Genomic DNA, 14,683 nt, shown 5'->3' on the forward strand with positions numbered 1-14,683 from the left:
AGCTTCTGAAGCCTAATCCTGGTCAGGCGTTTGCTTACTGGCCCTCTCTACTCGCACTTAGAAATTAATTGAATGGAAAGAGCTTCTACAGTACAGTGAAAGTTAACGTTACTGTTGGAAAAAACCTAATCCCATGAATCGTCGTGAATTTGTTGCCCTCGTTGGTGTTGGCGGAGCCATGGCCTGCGCCCCAGAAATCCTAGGGACGGCTACCGACCAAGAGATGACCCCGGCCCAAGCGGCGGATGGCTTTGTGAAAGTGACGGGCATTACCCTCAAAGAATTGGAAGCCAAAGGCAGTTTTCTGGATAAAAAATCCCCGGTCGGCTCCTTGCTCTTGATCTGGGAGAAAAAGACGAAAAAGATCAGTGCAGTAAACCCGACTTGTACCCATGAAGGCTGTACGGTGAAATGGAATACTGGCGCACAGATTTTAGCTTGTCCCTGCCATCCGGGGAAATTTACCGCCACTGGAGTCGTCACGAATAAACCCCCAAAAGGCAATCTAACCACCTATCAAGTCAAGGTCGAAAAAGACGTTATTTTCGTGAAAAAAGCTTAACGGGGTTGACGGAATACCATGCCTTTGGTGACACGGGTAGAATTAGTGACTCTCTACTCGCACTTAGAAATTAATTAAATGGAAAGCCTCCATAAGGGAGAGGGACAAGTAATTTAGCTTCACTCTCGCCTCTAAGAAGAAATTAAGCCGGGGATTTAGTCAATTTGGTCAAGAATAATCAGTTAGAGATGAGAAATCAGACCCCGAATTTCTTCCCTGCCTGAAATTTCTCAATTTCTCAGACTAAATTTGAGTACCAAAATCAGGGTAAATAGCCCAAATATAAACTTAATAAAGTTTTAATAGACATTTAAGCCCTAATAGATTAATCTTAGTTTTTTTTAAGCCGATATGCTGCCTCGCTAATCCTTTTCAGACTTGAAAACTGGCTATTCTGTTAGGGGTTGGCCGTCAGAGAGGTCAATTTTCAAGGATAATTTGTAACAGAGTGTTGAAAATTCCCTTAATCTTAGTCATGAGCGATCGCCCACCAGAACTAACCCTAGCCGACCAGGCCCCTGCCAACCACGAATGTCGCTCCTGCGGCTACGTTTACGACCCCAGCAAGGGAGATAGTAAAACCAACACTCCCGCTGGAACCCCCTTCGAGGAATTGCCAGAAACGTGGCGCTGTCCCGTGTGTGGTGTGCGTCGTTCCCAATTTATCAACATCGGAGCTAAAGATGCTCCTTCGGGATTCCAAGAAAATCTTAGCTATGGTTTTGGAGTCAACCGTCTGACTCCCGCACAAAAAAATATTTTGATTTTCGGGGCTTTAGCGCTAGGATTTGTTTTCTTTATTAGTTTGTATGGTTTAAACTAACTCAAGCACTCATTATCTTTAAATCTAACGGCTCTTATGAGCCTGTAACTCATCGGGTACAAACCTTAATCCGTCCCGATTCCTTGACCAATACCTCTGAACCATTGATGAGAAAACTGAAACAATTTGTAATAGTTCTAGCTGTAGCCTTTTTCTGCTTTAGCTGTAGTAGTGTGCCATCCCTGAGCAATAGTCCTTGGCAAATCCTCACCCTCGACACTGACTCCACTTTTGCCGATATCGCCTTTACCGACGACCTGCAGCACGGTTGGTTAGTGGGAACCAAATCTACCCTCTTTGAAACCAGCGATGGGGGGAACAGTTGGCAGCAAAAAGTCCTCAACCTTGGCGACGAAAAAGTTAGCTTTAGCGCCGTCAGTTTCCACGACCAAGAGGGTTGGATTGTCGGTAAACCCTCAATTCTTCTCCATAGCGAAGACGGGGGCAGCAGCTGGTCCCGTATCTCCTTAAGTGAAAAATTACCCGGTTCTCCCTACGGAATTATCGCTCTGAACGACAAAACCGCCGAAATGGTCACGGATTTAGGCGCTATCTACCGCACCAAAGACGGAGGCAAAACTTGGCAAGCTTTAGTGGAAGGTGCTGTGGGTGTGGCCCGGACAATTGTTCGTTCCCATGATGGTAAATATGTGGCCGTTTCCGCACGCGGGAACTTTTATTCCACTTGGGAACCGGGGTCAACAGAATGGCAACCCCACAATCGTCTTTCTTCCCGCCGTTTACAAAAAGTCGGTTATGGTGAAAAAGGGGAATTGTGGGCCCTGGCCCGGGGTGGTCAACTACAATTTACTAGCCCCAATGATCTCGATACATGGGAAGATAAGGTATTCCCCGAGTTTTCCACCAGTTGGGGACTTTTGGACCTCAACTACCGCACCCCCGAAGAAATTTGGGTCGCTGGTGGTAGCGGCAATCTCTTGGTCAGTCATGACAACGGCCAGTCTTGGCAAAAAGATCGCGCGGTGGAAAGTGTCCCCTCCAATCTCTATCGAATTGTTTTTATCAATTCCGACAAGGGTTTTGTCTTGGGACAAGATGGGGTTTTACTGAAATATAATCCCCCCAGCGAGCCGGCCTAAAACTTGTCTCAGGGTCAACAAAGTCTCTATTATAGAGATTGAATTTTTCAAGTCCTATCATTCCGAGGAGAACCATCCATGTCAGGTAGTACCGGCGAACGTCCTTTTGGCGATATCGTTACCAGTATTCGTTACTGGATTATCCATAGCATCACCATCCCCATGCTCTTTGTCGCAGGTTGGTTATTCGTGAGTACCGGTTTAGCTTACGATGTTTTTGGCACTCCCCGTCCCGATGAGTATTACACTCAAGAGCGTCAAGAATTACCGATCATTAATGATCGCTTTGAGGCCAAAAATCAAATCGAGCAGTTTAATCAGTAGTTTACTTTAATTAAGGATAAAAACAATGGCTAGTGGTAATCCCAATCAACCCATTTCTTACCCCATTTTCACCGTTCGCTGGTTGGCAGTTCATACCTTAGCGGTCCCCACTGTCTTCTTTATCGGTGCAATTGCGGCAATGCAGTTTATTCAACGCTAGGAGAACAATTATGGAAAGAACACCTAATCCGAATCGGCAAGCCGTCGAGTTAAATCGTACTTCTCTTTATCTAGGTTTACTCCTAGTTGCTGTCTTGGGAATTTTATTTTCCAGCTATTTCTTTAACTAATTAGTCCCGATTTATTGTCATCGCAATTAGGAGGTGTTATTCATGTTCGCAGAAGGTCGTATTCCTTTGTGGTTAGTCGCCACCATCGCCGGTCTAGGCGTTATCGCTGTGCTTGGTCTTTTCTTCTACGGAGCTTACGCCGGTTTAGGTTCCTCTATGTAATTCCATTACGGGTAATTTCCCCCAGCAAAAAGCCGTTAGTTATAGAAATAACTAGCGGTTTTTTCAGTATTCGGTGAAAAGTAAAGCTCGATCGAACTTTAATACCAAATCCGTTTTTAATAGTGTGATTAACTCTCAAGTTATGAATTGTTTTTCCCTGCTCCCCACTCCCTGCTCCCTTCTCCCCACACCCTGCCCCCACGAAAAACTTTTTCAGCATACCCTAATTAAAAAAAGGAGTCAAAGACTTGACTCCTTTAGTTATAGGGATGATTTAGCTAAAACTAAACTTCTTGTTTACGAGTGCTAAGATCACCCAATTTTTGGAATAAACCGAATTCCACTTGTTCTTCCAGATCTGGATCGACCCCGGCGAATACGTCGCGGTAGATGGTACGAGAACCGTGCCAGATGTGACCAAAGAAGAATAGTAAAGCAAAGACAGCATGACCGAAAGTAAACCAACCTCTTGGAGAAGTGCGGAATACCCCGTCAGACTTCAGGGTTTCGGTGTCAAACTCGAAAGCTTCACCGAGTTGCGCTCTACGCGCAAATTTCTTCACATCAGCAGGATCGCTGAAGACCTGACCATCGAGAGAGCCACCGTAGAAAGAAACGGTAACACCACTTTGTTCGATACTCAGTTTCGATTCCGCACGACGGAAGGGAATATCAGCGCGAACGATACCTTCCGAGTCAGTCAGGACAACGGGGAAGGTTTCAAAGAAATTAGGCATCCGACGCACGCTGAGGACGCGACCTTCGCCATCTTTGAACACGGGGTGTCCTAACCAAGATTTAGCGATACCGTCACCGCTATCCATGGCACCAGTACGGAATAAACCACCTTTAGCGGGGCTATTACCGACATAATCATAGAAAGCCAGTTTTTCGGGGATTGCTTGGTAAGCTTCGGCGATGGTGGCTCCATTGGCGATGCTGGCCTCCACACGACGCTCAATTTCTTCTTGGAAATAGCCCTTATCCCATTGGTAACGGGTCGGGCCAAAGAGTTCGATCGGCGTGGTAGCATTACCGTACCACATGGTTCCAGCCACGACGAAAGCGGCAAAGAAAACGGCGGCGATACTGCTAGAAAGCACCGTTTCGATATTACCCATTCTCAGGGCTTTATAGAGTCTTTCGGGGGGACGAACGGTTAAATGGAATAAACCGGCGATAATCCCGACGATACCCGCAGCAATGTGGTGAGCTACCACACCCCCGGGGTTAAAGGGGTTAAAACCAGCAGGTCCCCATTCCGGAGCTACGGGCTGCACATGACCGGTTAAACCGTAGGCATCGGAAACCCACATCCCGGGACCCCAAAGGCCTGTTTGATGGAAAGCACCGAAACCAAAGCAAAGTAAACCAGATAAGAACAGGTGAATACCGAACATTTTCGGCAAATCGAGCGCAGATTCGCCCGTGCGGGGATCGACGAATAATTCTAAATCCCAGAAAACCCAGTGCCAAACCGCCGCTAGGAATAGCAGACCGGATAAGACGATATGAGCGGCGGCAACGCCTTCAAAAGACCAGAAACCGGGGTCAACACCAGTTTCGCCGGTGACGCTCCAGCCACCCCAAGAACCAGTGACACCTAAACGGGCCATGAAGGGCAGCACGAACATTCCTTGCCGCCACATCGGGTTTAATACGGGGTCGCTGGGGTCGAAAATAGCAAGCTCATAGAGGGCCATGGAGCCAGCCCAACCCGCTACCAGTGCGGTGTGCATCAGGTGAACGGAAATTAAACGGCCCGGGTCGTTGAGAACGACTGTGTGTACTCGATACCAAGGTAGTCCCATTGACTACGCTCCTCCTATTGACAATTTAGTGTCCACTTAGACGCTTTTTATATTCAGGGTCAAAATATAAGCCCAACAATCTCGACTGTTAAGTGCAAGAGTTAGCCAACCTACATTATCCCTTGAAAAGTGTATCTATTCTAAAGAAGTGTAACTATTGTTAGAACAGATTTCAAGTGCTTGCGATCGGTCTTCCGCCAGAATATTCCAGATCAGGGTGTAGGGTGTAGGGTGTAGGGTGTGGGCTGTCGGGTGTGGGCTGTCGGGTGTGGGCTGTGGGGAGATGGGGAATTATGACTGATAACTGATAACTGATAACTGATAACTGATTACTTCCTCAGTAGTTCTTCGGCATTTTGCAGGATTTCGAGGACTTGTTCGGCACTAATCAAGCGTTTTAGCACCACTTGCCCGATGGTGGGGACAGTATCAGCAATTTCGGCACTCTTGGGGGCAACTTCCACCATAATCACGGCTTCTTCCACCTTATAAAGCCATAAAACCTGTTCTCCTTCCAAAATACCGATATTTAATCGCTCTATCTGCGGTGGTCGTCGCCAACTACTCGCATGGTCCCACAAACCCCCAAATTCCCACACCCGTCCTATTGTCCAACCTGCCGTTAAGAAAAAATATTTCACTTTGTTACTCAATCTAGAATCAATCTCTAGCTTTCTGGCTTAATTAGTTTTCAGCCGTCAAATTTTATCAGCTTTTTAGCCCCCAGCCATCAGTCAGAAAAGGCAATAGGCAATAGGCAATAGGCAATAGGCAATAGGCAATGGGCAATGGGCAGCTTTGTTCTCCCTGGGTGCATCCCACATTTGCAGAAATACCGACAATCAGTAATTATCAGTTGGATGAAACGGACTATCTGCTTTCCACAGAAGCTAACCGTCAACATCTCCAAGAGGCAATAGAATCTCTTAAAAATCCTGATAGTTATATTTATGTAGATGCTGCTAACTTATGAGGAAAGTCGCCTTTCTAACCCGAAGTTTTGATGAGTTTAACCAATGGCGATCGCAGACAAGAAAGTTTACGCTAAAATTGTCAGCCTTATTAAAGATGTTCAAAGAGAGCCTTTTTCTGGACTAGGAAAATCAGAAGCATTAAAACATAAACTATCAGGATTATGGTCACGACGCATTACAAAAGAACATCGCCTAGTTTATAGCGTGTCTGATTATGACACAAAAGCTAGAACCTCTGGAAATGCGTTGCAAGGGAGTTCCTTGCAACGAGATAGAAATGAGAAGAACCCTTTACTGATTAATTTTCCACAAAAGTAAATTTACCATTTTTACCATCGGCATCCATTTTAATTTGTGCCACGGAGAATTTATCCTGAATGATTTCCCCTTCGGGAGTAAAAGCAATATCTCCCAGGACAGTCACATACTTACCCGCTAAAATTTCCTGATTTAATTGTTGGCGAATTTGTTCGAGGGAAAGTGTACTGAGTTTATTTTTATCATCTACCCGTTTTAGGGCCTCGACAAAAACTTGAATTCCCGTAAAAGCTTGAGCGGTAAATTGGGGCGGTGCTTTTTTATTTTCTGCTGTATAATCGGCGACAAAATCCCGATTAATAGGATTATCTAATTCCGGGTTATAAGCTTGAGCGATGAGAATACCATCACATTGAGCTTGACAAACCGGGAAAATATTAGAAGTATTTAAACCATTGCCCCCAATAATTAACCCCTGATAGCCTAATTGTCGCAACTGTTTGACCAAATTGCCCCCGTCAGCAACCAAACCAGAAATAATCACTAAATCCGGTTTAATATTAATAGCGGCGGTGGCTTGGTTTTGAAAATCTGTATCGGTGGTTTGGAATTTCTGCACGGTGACAATATCAAGATTTAAACTTTTTAGGGTTTCTTGAAAAGTTTCCGTTTCCGATTTACTAAAAGCATCATTTTGGGCAAAAAAGACAGCCACTTTTTTAATCTTGGGATCGATTTTTAAAGCGGTTTTAACTGCATTGGGGGCGACCACAGCCACAGGAGCGGACACCCTACCCACATATTCACCGATCTGGGGAATACCTTTAGCCGTGTTAGACGGGCCGAGAATGGGAACTTTAGCTCGATCGGCGATCGGACTAGCGGCAAAAGCTTGCTGGGACAAGGACGGACCAAGAATACCCACCACCTTATCTTGAGTGATTAGGGTATTAATGGCGTTGATTGCGCCCTGTTCATCCCCGGCCACATCCTGGATAATAACTTTAATCGGTGTTCCATTAACTCCGCCCTTTTTATTAAAATATGTTTCAGCCATCTTGACACCGATCACCTGTTCCTGTCCCAATAGGGCGAGATTGCTGGTTTGAGCTAAAGCTGCACCGATGGGAATAGCAGCAGTGGCGGCGTTTTCTGCGGGACTGGGGTTAGTTTGACTGGTGGGAGTGCCGGAATTGCAGGCCACCACTAGACCGAAAGTGACTAGGGATAGTATTAAGGGGATTAATAAACGTTTTCTGAGCATCTTAACTCTCCGGGGACTGATATTGTTGATGACACTATTATTTCGCTAATCGGGTTGATTTCAGCGATAATTCTCGACGAGATCGAAGCAGATTTTGCTCCCTTAGCGCCTTTTGTTTCCCCTAATTTTGTCGATTAACCTCCCCGTCTCACCTCCCTTTTCAGAAAAACGATTTGCCTTTTCTGGTTCTGTCGCCTAACCTAGTAGTTAGGGAATTTATTATCGCCTTTCCCGTCCACAAACCCCGAAGCGAAAACATCCATTTAAGATTATGACTAACCCGGTTATTCACGCCTTTTTCCTCGGACGAGCGATCGCTGAAGTAGTCAGTGAACAGCTAGAAGATGCGTTTACCAACGCTTTAAGCGAATTAGGCAAATTTGATGCCGAACAACGGGAAAACCTGCGGCAATTCGTCGAAGAAGTGCAAATGAGAGCCGATCGAGCCATGGAAAAGGGAGTATATGCTGAGACAGACTCCAGTGGTTCCTCCAGTGCCGATGTGCAGGAAAACATCGACGAAATGCGGGCTGAAATCGCCCAATTGCGCTCGGAACTAAAAAACTACCGAAATTAACCAAAAACCCTCTTTTAGTCGCTTTAAAGCCCCAAAAATTGCGTGTCAGCCCTTCTACCCGTCCCCGTTACCCTAGAGTTAAACCCAGCAATGCCGGCCCTTCAAGTCGCCAAAAATAGCTATCGTTGGAATCAAGAAAACTATTCCATCAATCGTCGTCGTCTAGATATTTGGCGATTCGTTCTGACTGTACTTTATCAATTCTGGCTCAACGGTAAAAAATGGAGCTATAACGGCAGCTATAGCGAGGAAAAACTCGCCAGCAGACGCAGAAAACAAGCCGCTTGGATTCGGGAAACCATGCTAGAATTGGGACCGACTTTTATTAAAGTCGGTCAACTGTTCTCCACCCGGGCCGATCTTTTTCCCCTCGAATATGTGGAAGAACTCTCGAAACTACAGGATCAGGTTCCCGCATTTACCTACGAACAGGCCAGCAAAATTATCGAGGTATCCCTCGGTAAACCCCTCAATCAACTCTTTAAAAGCTTTGATCCTATTCCCCTGGCAGCCGCTAGTTTAGGGCAAGTTCACCGGGCCCAACTGAAGAGCGGGGAAGATGTGGTGGTCAAAGTCCAACGGCCCGGATTAAAAAAATTATTTAGTATCGATCTGACCATCCTAAAAAAAATCGCCCAATACTTCCAAAATCATCCCAAATGGGGTAAAGGTCGCGATTGGACGGGTATTTATGAAGAATGCTGTAAAATCCTCTGGGAAGAAACCGATTATCTCAATGAAGGTCGTAACGCTGACACTTTTCGCCGTAATTTTCGCGGGGAAGATTGGGTGAAAGTACCGAAAGTCTATTGGCGCTACACCGCTCCCCGGGTTTTAACCCTAGAATACCTCCCCGGCATCAAAATCAGTCATTATGAAGCCCTAGAAGCGGCCGGACTCGATCGCAAATTGTTGGCTAAACTAGGGGCAAAAGCCTATCTAATTCAACTACTCAATAACGGCTTTTTTCACGCAGATCCTCACCCTGGCAATATTGCCGTTGATAGTGATGGCTCCTTAATTTTCTACGATTTCGGCATGATGGGACAAATTAAAACCAACGTGCGCGAAAAATTAATGCAAACTCTCTTGGGAATTGCCCAAAAAGATGCCGATCGCGTGGTCACTTCTCTGGTGGATTTAGGAGCATTAACTGCTAATGGTGATATGGGAGCAGTGCGGCGATCGATCCAGTATATGCTCGATAACTTCATGGATAAACCCTTTGAGGAGCAATCCGTGGCCTCTATCAGCGATGATCTCTATGAAATCGCCTACGATCAGCCTTTTCGCTTTCCCGCTACCTTTACCTTCGTCATGCGAGCATTTTCTACCCTAGAAGGGGTAGGCAAAGGACTCGATCCCGAATTTAACTTTATGGAAGTGGCCCAACCTTTTGCCCTGCAATTAGTAAATGATATGACAGGAAATAATGGCAGTAATATCCTCGATGAGTTAGGACGACAAGCAGCCCAAGTGAGCAGCACCGCCCTGAGTTTACCCCGACGCATCGATGATACGATCGAAAAATTAGAACGGGGTGATATCCGTGTCCGGGTACGTTCCAGCGAATCCGATCGACTTTTGCGGCGATTGGGTATGATTCAAATGGGAACTAACTACACTTTACTGATCAGTGCTTTGCTGATCTCAGCGACGCTTCTATTCGTCAGTGGTTTTGGTTGGTTAACTCTAATACCGATGGCGATTTCCCTGCTGCCGGGGATAGCTCTTGTGAGACTTTGGCGAAAAATTGAACGTCAGGATCGTATGATGTAATTGATTGCGGGATAATAAATATTGTGTTAGCACCAAAAATTTCCATGAACAATCTTTCTTTTGGAGGAATGACTGATCCAGGTGTAGTGCGATCGGTTAATCAGGATAGTTATTATATTGACCCCGAGCAGCGCTTTTTTATCGTTGCTGATGGCATGGGAGGTCATGCGGGGGGCCAGGAAGCTAGTCAAATCGCCACTGAAACTATCCAAGCTCATCTAGAAGAACACTGGAATTCGCCCCTGACTGCTGGGGAATTGCTGCAGGAGGCAATTACTGCCGCTAACGAGAAGATTATTGAAGATCAACTAAAACATCCCGAAAGACAGGACATGGGGACAACCCTAGTCATGGCTATCGTCCGAGATGATGGCTCTTGGTACACGCATATTGGTGATTCCCGTCTCTATCGCTTTCGTGAGCAAAAATTAGAACAGGTGACGGAAGATCATACTTGGATAGCTAGGGCGATAAAAATGGGCGATCTGTCCAAAGAAGATGCGAAAAACCACTCTTGGCGACATATTTTATTTCAATGTCTTGGTCGTCGCGATTTGCCCCCAGTGACGGTATCTCCCCTCGATCTGCAATCCGGCGATAGTTTAATTCTCTGTAGTGATGGTTTGACGGAAGAACTGTCCGACCAGGAAATTAGCGATTATTTGCAAACTGGTGCTGATTGTCAGGAAATTGTCAAGAATTTAGTGGCAGCGGCCAAAGAAGCCGGCGGTTCTGATAATATCACCGTGGTCATGGTAACGCAGAATTGAGAGGAAATAGCGATCGCTGATCGCTAAACTTGCACTTCTACTCGATCGCTCCTGCTTGTTGTAATAAAGAAACGATCGCCTGATGGTGATTAAATTTAGCTAACATTAAAGCGGTCATTCCCCCTTGATTTTTCTGATTTAAGTTCACCTTTCCCCCGTCTAACAAAACTTTAACCGTGTCGAGACAACCGTGATAACTGGCCCACATTAACGGGGAAGCACCGCTAAAATCGAGTTTATTGACATCAGCGCCGATATCGATTAACCAGCGCACCAATTGACTATTATTGCCCTCACAAGCTTTCATGAGGACGGTTTTGCCATCGGGATAAACGGCGTTGGCATTGGCCCCGTATTCGAGGAGATAACGGCAGATTTCCGTAAATTGGCGCTGTAGAGCTAAAGTTAACGGTGTTTCTCCCTGCTGAGTTAGGTTAGGCTCCGCCCCCTGTTTTAACAATTCTAAAACGATCGCTTCGTATCCCTGCACCGTGGCGATAAGCAAGGGTGTATCCCCAAAATGGTTGCGGTGATTGACAAAAGCACCGGCTTGTAGTAGGGCCTGAACGATCTCTAAATGTCCTTCGATCGTGGCTAAATGCAGGGCCGTTTCTCCGGCCTGATTTTGATTGTCAACACTGGCCGCCTGAGCGAGTAAAAGTCGGACAATATCGAAATATCCCTCAGCAGCGGCGAGCATCAGGGCAGTTTCTCCCTCCTCCGTGCTGATATTCGGATTTGCTCCCGCTTGCAGTAAAGTTTGTACGCTGCCGAGATTTCCCCTCTCTACAGCCAAAATGAGGGGAGTTTCCCCGGATAAAGTGGGAGCATCGAGAGGCATACCACGGTTAATAAAAAATTGGAGGATTTCTGGACGATTAGCGTTGAGAGCCTCTAACCAAGCTTCTTGACGGATTTCTTCATCTACACCACTATCGAGCAGTAAACCGACAATTGCATCGTAATTTTGGCTAATTGCTACAGATAAAGCCGTATCTCCATCCCGATCGCGCATATTGACCCAAGCGCCGGCGGTTAATAACTGTTCTGCGATCGCTGTATAACCCTTATAAGTGGCGATCATTAGTGCTGGTGTACCATCTTGATTAACCTGATTGACATTAGCACCGGCGGCGATTAATTGAGCGAGGATTTCACTGTGATTGAGGGCAGCCGCTAACATGAGAGGGCTTAAACCTTGAGGTTGTTTACTTTTGTTGATATCTGCCCCAAATTCTCGCAAAATTGCCACAATTTCCCGATGACCCCCCTGCACGGCATAGATTAAAGCCGTCGTATTTTGGCCATCGGTGGCGTTGACATTTGCCCCCTGACTCAGTAAAGCTTGAACCCGCGCCAGATTGCCCTGACGTGCCGCTTGTATTAACAAGATATCCCAATTAGAAGCCATTAACAGTGACCGATCGGCAGAAAGTATTTTTTCTATTATCGATCGTTATAGGCGGGTAAACGGACAGAAAAGCTACTACCCCGTTCTAATTCTGAGGTAAGGTAATTCTACTAGCTGTGGTACTTAGGGTTTGCTGAAAAAGTTTTTCCTGGGGGTAGGAGTCAGGAGTCAGGAGTCAGTAGCCGGTCGTTTCAGGCTTTGTTGCCCTTGTTTTTTGTACCAATTGATGTACTACAAGAAGGATAATGCAAGGTTTTTGAAAGTCCCAATCCTATTTTCGCAGCATGAACATCGGATTTTAACAGGTCAAAAGCCTTATTTTAAAAGGGTTTTACCATTATTCAGTAAGCCCTACTTAAGTGTTCTGATAATTAGAATAGCGATCGCAATATATTCGATATGCTATAATCTTGAACAGTTTCGTTAGTAGTTAAATCCATGCTAGTTTTAGCCGGTGATATTGGTGGCACTAACACCAGGTTGTGTTTGGTAGAAACGGACGGAAAAAATGAATCAACTCTCCGAGAAGAAATTTATCCGAGCGGCAATGAGGGTTTAGTTCCTTTAGTGCGACAATTCCTAGGTGATGAGTCTAATGTTTATAAGGCTTGTTTTGCTTTGGCTGGCCCTGTTCTGAACAACAAATGTAAAATCACTAATTTACCTTGGCCAGAATTAGATGCGGCCCGGTTACAAGAAGAATTGAACATTGCTAAAGTGAGTCTTATTAATGATTTTGTAGCAATTGGCTACAATATTGTCTTAGAAAAAAATAAATCTTTAGTTACTTTACAGGAAGGTGAATTTTTGCCTGATGCGCCGATCGCTATTATTGGGGCGGGTACGGGTCTGGGAAAGGCGTTTGCAGTTCCTGAAGGTGATAGCTATCGAGTGTTTCCAACGGAAGGAGGCCACGAAAGTTTTGCTCCTGATAATTTGTTAGCTCAGGAGTTATTGGCATATCTTCGGGCCGACGGCAAGGTTGATGTGGAACGGGTGGTTTCTGGCCCAGGAATTGTTGATATTTTTCGTTTTTTGCAGGATCGCAAGTTTGCTTCTGAAGATGTGGGTGATTTTTTAAGTCAATTTGATCCTGGGGCAGCAATCGCTAAAGGAGCAGCAGCAGGTCATTTTCTTTGTCAGCAAACAATGGCAATTTTTGTAGAAGCTTTTGGGGCTGCGGCAGGGGATATGGCGGTGAGTTTTTTACCGTTTGGCGGTTTATATATTGCGGGGGGAATTGCAGCCCAAAATATTGAATTGATGCGGAATGGCAGTTTTATTAAGGCATTTACAGATAAGGCACGGGTTAATCCTGTTTTGCTAGAAAAAGTTCCTGTCCATATTGTTTTGAATACCCTGGAGGGATTAAGAGGTGCAGTAAAATACGCTGCTACAAAAATGTAGAAGCATAGGATAGACAATCCTAGAAGTTGTCTTGATTGTGAGGGTATTCAATGCCCTTTTTGTTGATTTGCCCTCATAATTGCAAATCTACCATTAGTTACAAAACCCGCCTCAATAGCGTGTCGAGCTGCCCCCCACATGACAATGCTGTTATCTTGAAAAACTTTAACAGAAATGCCTTCGTTATAAGCTTTGAAATTTCCCTCTTTATCAATAAAGGCATTGATAAATTTGCCTTCTTTCAAGATTTCAATGGGAATATCAATACCGCCAATATAAACTCCGCCACTGGCTTTATAGGTAAGAGCCAAATTCCCTGCTTGCGCTCCCCAAATAGAGATAAAAAAATCCAAAACTTCTTTACATAATGGATTCCCTTCCTGGGCAGCTTGAATGATAGCATCAGCATCATTGATATTTGGCTGATTTTCCCATTCAGAAAGACTTTGAAAAAAATGATAAATTCTGGTTAAACCAGGAGCAGATAGAACATACTCATAACTAACGGGGCTATTATCCCCCTGCTCTTGTTTCAGTTCTTTCAGAAATTGTAAAAGTTCCCAATCTTTATCTATTCTAGCACCGAAGTCCGCATGACCACCTTCCGAGGAGATTGGTTTTAACCCTTTTTTTTCATCATGGCTATACCATAATGCTTGACCTAAACCTCCACTCACTAGCATTAATACTCGGCGATCTTCAGGATTTGGGTGAGATTTACCAGGATAAAGTTCTTTTAGCTGATCTTCTCCATTTCCCAAAAAAATACCATAGCCAATTGCTTCCATATCATTGATAAAAGAGACAGGAACATTGTTATAGGGAAGTTTTTGTCTGAATTCATGCTCTGTAAAAGTTGCTTTAAATTCCTTGCGATCAACTCTAGCCTCGCCATGATCAACAGGTCCTGCTATACCAAAACAAGCACCATAAATATCTTCATTATCACTATATTGCCCATAATAATATTGCTCTAAAAATGTCTCTATCATGTTTTCCAAGCCTTGAGCATAATCCTTAGTTGTATAAGTTTCATGGGCAATTAAGGCATCCAGCATCACTTTTTTTTGAGAGTCATCTTTTTTGTGAGTAAAAAGACCGAATTCGCTTTTATCACCTGCAATTTTGCCAGCGAGAATGACCATAAAATTGACTCCTTTATAGTAAATAT

At 44.9% G+C, this 14,683-nt stretch carries 17 protein-coding genes and 1 pseudogene; 13 read left to right on the forward strand and 5 right to left on the reverse strand.

What is annotated here, in order from left to right:
* Positions 1 to 133: 133 nt before the first annotated feature.
* The 7 genes from ACQY1Y_RS15915 (at position 134) to ACQY1Y_RS15945 (ending at position 3,261) form a co-directional block, all read left to right on the forward strand.
* On the forward strand, positions 134 to 562 hold the full coding sequence (locus ACQY1Y_RS15915; protein WP_002737943.1) for a ubiquinol-cytochrome c reductase iron-sulfur subunit: 429 nt from the start codon (positions 134 to 136) through the stop codon (positions 560 to 562).
* 475 nt (positions 563 to 1,037) lie between these two features.
* Complete coding sequence (locus tag ACQY1Y_RS15920; protein ID WP_002736293.1) at positions 1,038 to 1,385, forward strand: rubredoxin; 348 nt, start codon at positions 1,038 to 1,040, stop codon at positions 1,383 to 1,385.
* 107 nt (positions 1,386 to 1,492) lie between these two features.
* Positions 1,493 to 2,485: a photosynthesis system II assembly factor Ycf48 gene (locus tag ACQY1Y_RS15925; RefSeq protein ID WP_016516685.1), complete on the forward strand. Its 993-nt coding sequence runs from the start codon at positions 1,493 to 1,495 to the stop codon at positions 2,483 to 2,485.
* Positions 2,486 to 2,563: 78 nt separating this feature from the next.
* Entirely contained in the window at positions 2,564 to 2,809 is a 246-nt protein-coding gene (gene psbE / locus ACQY1Y_RS15930) for a cytochrome b559 subunit alpha (RefSeq protein ID WP_002737435.1), read from the forward strand.
* Positions 2,810 to 2,834: 25 nt separating this feature from the next.
* A complete protein-coding gene (gene psbF, locus ACQY1Y_RS15935) occupies positions 2,835 to 2,969 on the forward strand; it encodes a cytochrome b559 subunit beta (protein WP_002736175.1) in 135 nt (44 codons plus the stop codon).
* A gap of 10 nt (positions 2,970 to 2,979) precedes the next feature.
* On the forward strand, positions 2,980 to 3,099 hold the full coding sequence (locus ACQY1Y_RS15940; protein WP_002735805.1) for a photosystem II reaction center protein L: 120 nt from the start codon (positions 2,980 to 2,982) through the stop codon (positions 3,097 to 3,099).
* A 42-nt stretch (positions 3,100 to 3,141) separates the two neighbouring features.
* A complete protein-coding gene (locus tag ACQY1Y_RS15945) occupies positions 3,142 to 3,261 on the forward strand; it encodes a photosystem II reaction center protein J (RefSeq protein ID WP_002736108.1) in 120 nt (39 codons plus the stop codon).
* A gap of 284 nt (positions 3,262 to 3,545) precedes the next feature.
* Here ACQY1Y_RS15945 and psbB read toward each other — a convergent pair whose 3' ends face one another.
* Both psbB and ACQY1Y_RS15955 read right to left on the reverse strand, forming a co-directional pair.
* Positions 3,546 to 5,072 (reverse strand): photosystem II chlorophyll-binding protein CP47, encoded by a 1,527-nt coding sequence (gene psbB, locus ACQY1Y_RS15950; RefSeq protein ID WP_002735904.1) that lies wholly within the window; start codon positions 5,070 to 5,072, stop codon positions 3,546 to 3,548.
* A gap of 329 nt (positions 5,073 to 5,401) precedes the next feature.
* Positions 5,402 to 5,713: a hypothetical protein gene (locus ACQY1Y_RS15955; RefSeq protein WP_002749272.1), complete on the reverse strand. Its 312-nt coding sequence runs from the start codon at positions 5,711 to 5,713 to the stop codon at positions 5,402 to 5,404.
* 140 nt (positions 5,714 to 5,853) lie between these two features.
* Here ACQY1Y_RS15955 and ACQY1Y_RS15960 point away from each other — a divergent pair, with 140 nt between their 5' ends.
* On the forward strand, positions 5,854 to 6,045 hold the full coding sequence (locus tag ACQY1Y_RS15960; RefSeq protein ID WP_036397255.1) for a hypothetical protein: 192 nt from the start codon (positions 5,854 to 5,856) through the stop codon (positions 6,043 to 6,045).
* Positions 6,042 to 6,364, forward strand: a pseudogene (locus ACQY1Y_RS15965) (Txe/YoeB family addiction module toxin). The gene ACQY1Y_RS15960 and the pseudogene ACQY1Y_RS15965 overlap by 4 nt, the downstream one beginning before the upstream one ends.
* Here the strand turns inward: ACQY1Y_RS15965 and ACQY1Y_RS15970 are convergent.
* Positions 6,345 to 7,568, reverse strand: coding sequence for an ABC transporter substrate-binding protein (locus ACQY1Y_RS15970; protein ID WP_002774664.1), 1,224 nt, complete (start codon positions 7,566 to 7,568; stop codon positions 6,345 to 6,347). The pseudogene ACQY1Y_RS15965 and the gene ACQY1Y_RS15970 sit on opposite strands and share 20 nt — an antisense overlap.
* A 271-nt stretch (positions 7,569 to 7,839) precedes the next feature.
* Between ACQY1Y_RS15970 and ACQY1Y_RS15975 the strand changes: the two genes are divergently transcribed.
* The 3 genes from ACQY1Y_RS15975 to ACQY1Y_RS15985 all read left to right on the forward strand — a co-directional run bounded on the left by ACQY1Y_RS15975 (position 7,840) and on the right by ACQY1Y_RS15985 (position 10,694).
* Positions 7,840 to 8,145 carry a DUF6825 family protein gene (locus tag ACQY1Y_RS15975; RefSeq protein ID WP_002792886.1) on the forward strand — a complete coding sequence of 102 codons (306 nt, stop codon included), beginning with the start codon at positions 7,840 to 7,842 and terminating at the stop codon, positions 8,143 to 8,145.
* Positions 8,146 to 8,235: 90 nt separating this feature from the next.
* The gene (locus ACQY1Y_RS15980; RefSeq protein ID WP_042790838.1) at positions 8,236 to 9,924 is read left to right on the forward strand and encodes an ABC1 kinase family protein; all 1,689 of its coding nucleotides are present in this window, start codon (positions 8,236 to 8,238) and stop codon (positions 9,922 to 9,924) included.
* A gap of 44 nt (positions 9,925 to 9,968) precedes the next feature.
* Positions 9,969 to 10,694, forward strand: a complete 726-nt coding sequence (locus tag ACQY1Y_RS15985; protein WP_430013122.1) for a Stp1/IreP family PP2C-type Ser/Thr phosphatase — start codon at positions 9,969 to 9,971, stop codon at positions 10,692 to 10,694.
* Between the two features lie 37 nt (positions 10,695 to 10,731).
* Here ACQY1Y_RS15985 and ACQY1Y_RS15990 read toward each other — a convergent pair whose 3' ends face one another.
* Positions 10,732 to 12,105, reverse strand: a complete 1,374-nt coding sequence (locus ACQY1Y_RS15990) for an ankyrin repeat domain-containing protein (RefSeq protein ID WP_430013123.1) — start codon at positions 12,103 to 12,105, stop codon at positions 10,732 to 10,734.
* Between the two features lie 438 nt (positions 12,106 to 12,543).
* On the opposite strand from ACQY1Y_RS15990, the gene glk reads away from it, so the two are divergent.
* Positions 12,544 to 13,512, forward strand: coding sequence for a glucokinase (gene glk / locus ACQY1Y_RS15995; protein ID WP_430013124.1), 969 nt, complete (start codon positions 12,544 to 12,546; stop codon positions 13,510 to 13,512).
* Positions 13,513 to 13,559: 47 nt separating this feature from the next.
* Here glk and ACQY1Y_RS16000 read toward each other — a convergent pair whose 3' ends face one another.
* Positions 13,560 to 14,657 (reverse strand): glucokinase, encoded by a 1,098-nt coding sequence (locus ACQY1Y_RS16000; protein WP_287700705.1) that lies wholly within the window; start codon positions 14,655 to 14,657, stop codon positions 13,560 to 13,562.
* Between the last annotated feature and the right edge of the window lie 26 nt (positions 14,658 to 14,683).

The organism is Microcystis ichthyoblabe FBCC-A1114 (assembly GCF_050500245.1).
In the GTDB taxonomy this organism is placed as follows: Bacteria; Cyanobacteriota; Cyanobacteriia; order Cyanobacteriales; family Microcystaceae; genus Microcystis; species Microcystis ichthyoblabe_A.

What these genes read in the sequence shown, in the direction of transcription:
- ACQY1Y_RS15915 (WP_002737943.1), top strand. Translation starts at nt 134, where the DNA reads ATGAATCGTCGTGAATTTGTTGCCCTCGTTGGTGTTGGCGGAGCCATG.
- ACQY1Y_RS15920 (WP_002736293.1), top strand. Translation starts at nt 1,038, where the DNA reads ATGAGCGATCGCCCACCAGAACTAACCCTAGCCGACCAGGCCCCTGCC.
- ACQY1Y_RS15925 (WP_016516685.1), top strand. Translation starts at nt 1,493, where the DNA reads ATGAGAAAACTGAAACAATTTGTAATAGTTCTAGCTGTAGCCTTTTTC.
- psbE (WP_002737435.1), top strand. Translation starts at nt 2,564, where the DNA reads ATGTCAGGTAGTACCGGCGAACGTCCTTTTGGCGATATCGTTACCAGT.
- psbF (WP_002736175.1), top strand. Translation starts at nt 2,835, where the DNA reads ATGGCTAGTGGTAATCCCAATCAACCCATTTCTTACCCCATTTTCACC.
- ACQY1Y_RS15940 (WP_002735805.1), top strand. Translation starts at nt 2,980, where the DNA reads ATGGAAAGAACACCTAATCCGAATCGGCAAGCCGTCGAGTTAAATCGT.
- ACQY1Y_RS15945 (WP_002736108.1), top strand. Translation starts at nt 3,142, where the DNA reads ATGTTCGCAGAAGGTCGTATTCCTTTGTGGTTAGTCGCCACCATCGCC.
- psbB (WP_002735904.1), bottom strand. Translation starts at nt 5,072, where the DNA reads ATGGGACTACCTTGGTATCGAGTACACACAGTCGTTCTCAACGACCCG.
- ACQY1Y_RS15960 (WP_036397255.1), top strand. Translation starts at nt 5,854, where the DNA reads ATGGGCAATGGGCAGCTTTGTTCTCCCTGGGTGCATCCCACATTTGCA.
- ACQY1Y_RS15970 (WP_002774664.1), bottom strand. Translation starts at nt 7,568, where the DNA reads ATGCTCAGAAAACGTTTATTAATCCCCTTAATACTATCCCTAGTCACT.
- ACQY1Y_RS15975 (WP_002792886.1), top strand. Translation starts at nt 7,840, where the DNA reads ATGACTAACCCGGTTATTCACGCCTTTTTCCTCGGACGAGCGATCGCT.
- ACQY1Y_RS15980 (WP_042790838.1), top strand. Translation starts at nt 8,236, where the DNA reads ATGCCGGCCCTTCAAGTCGCCAAAAATAGCTATCGTTGGAATCAAGAA.
- ACQY1Y_RS15985 (WP_430013122.1), top strand. Translation starts at nt 9,969, where the DNA reads ATGAACAATCTTTCTTTTGGAGGAATGACTGATCCAGGTGTAGTGCGA.
- ACQY1Y_RS15990 (WP_430013123.1), bottom strand. Translation starts at nt 12,105, where the DNA reads ATGGCTTCTAATTGGGATATCTTGTTAATACAAGCGGCACGTCAGGGC.
- glk (WP_430013124.1), top strand. Translation starts at nt 12,544, where the DNA reads ATGCTAGTTTTAGCCGGTGATATTGGTGGCACTAACACCAGGTTGTGT.
- ACQY1Y_RS16000 (WP_287700705.1), bottom strand. Translation starts at nt 14,657, where the DNA reads ATGGTCATTCTCGCTGGCAAAATTGCAGGTGATAAAAGCGAATTCGGT.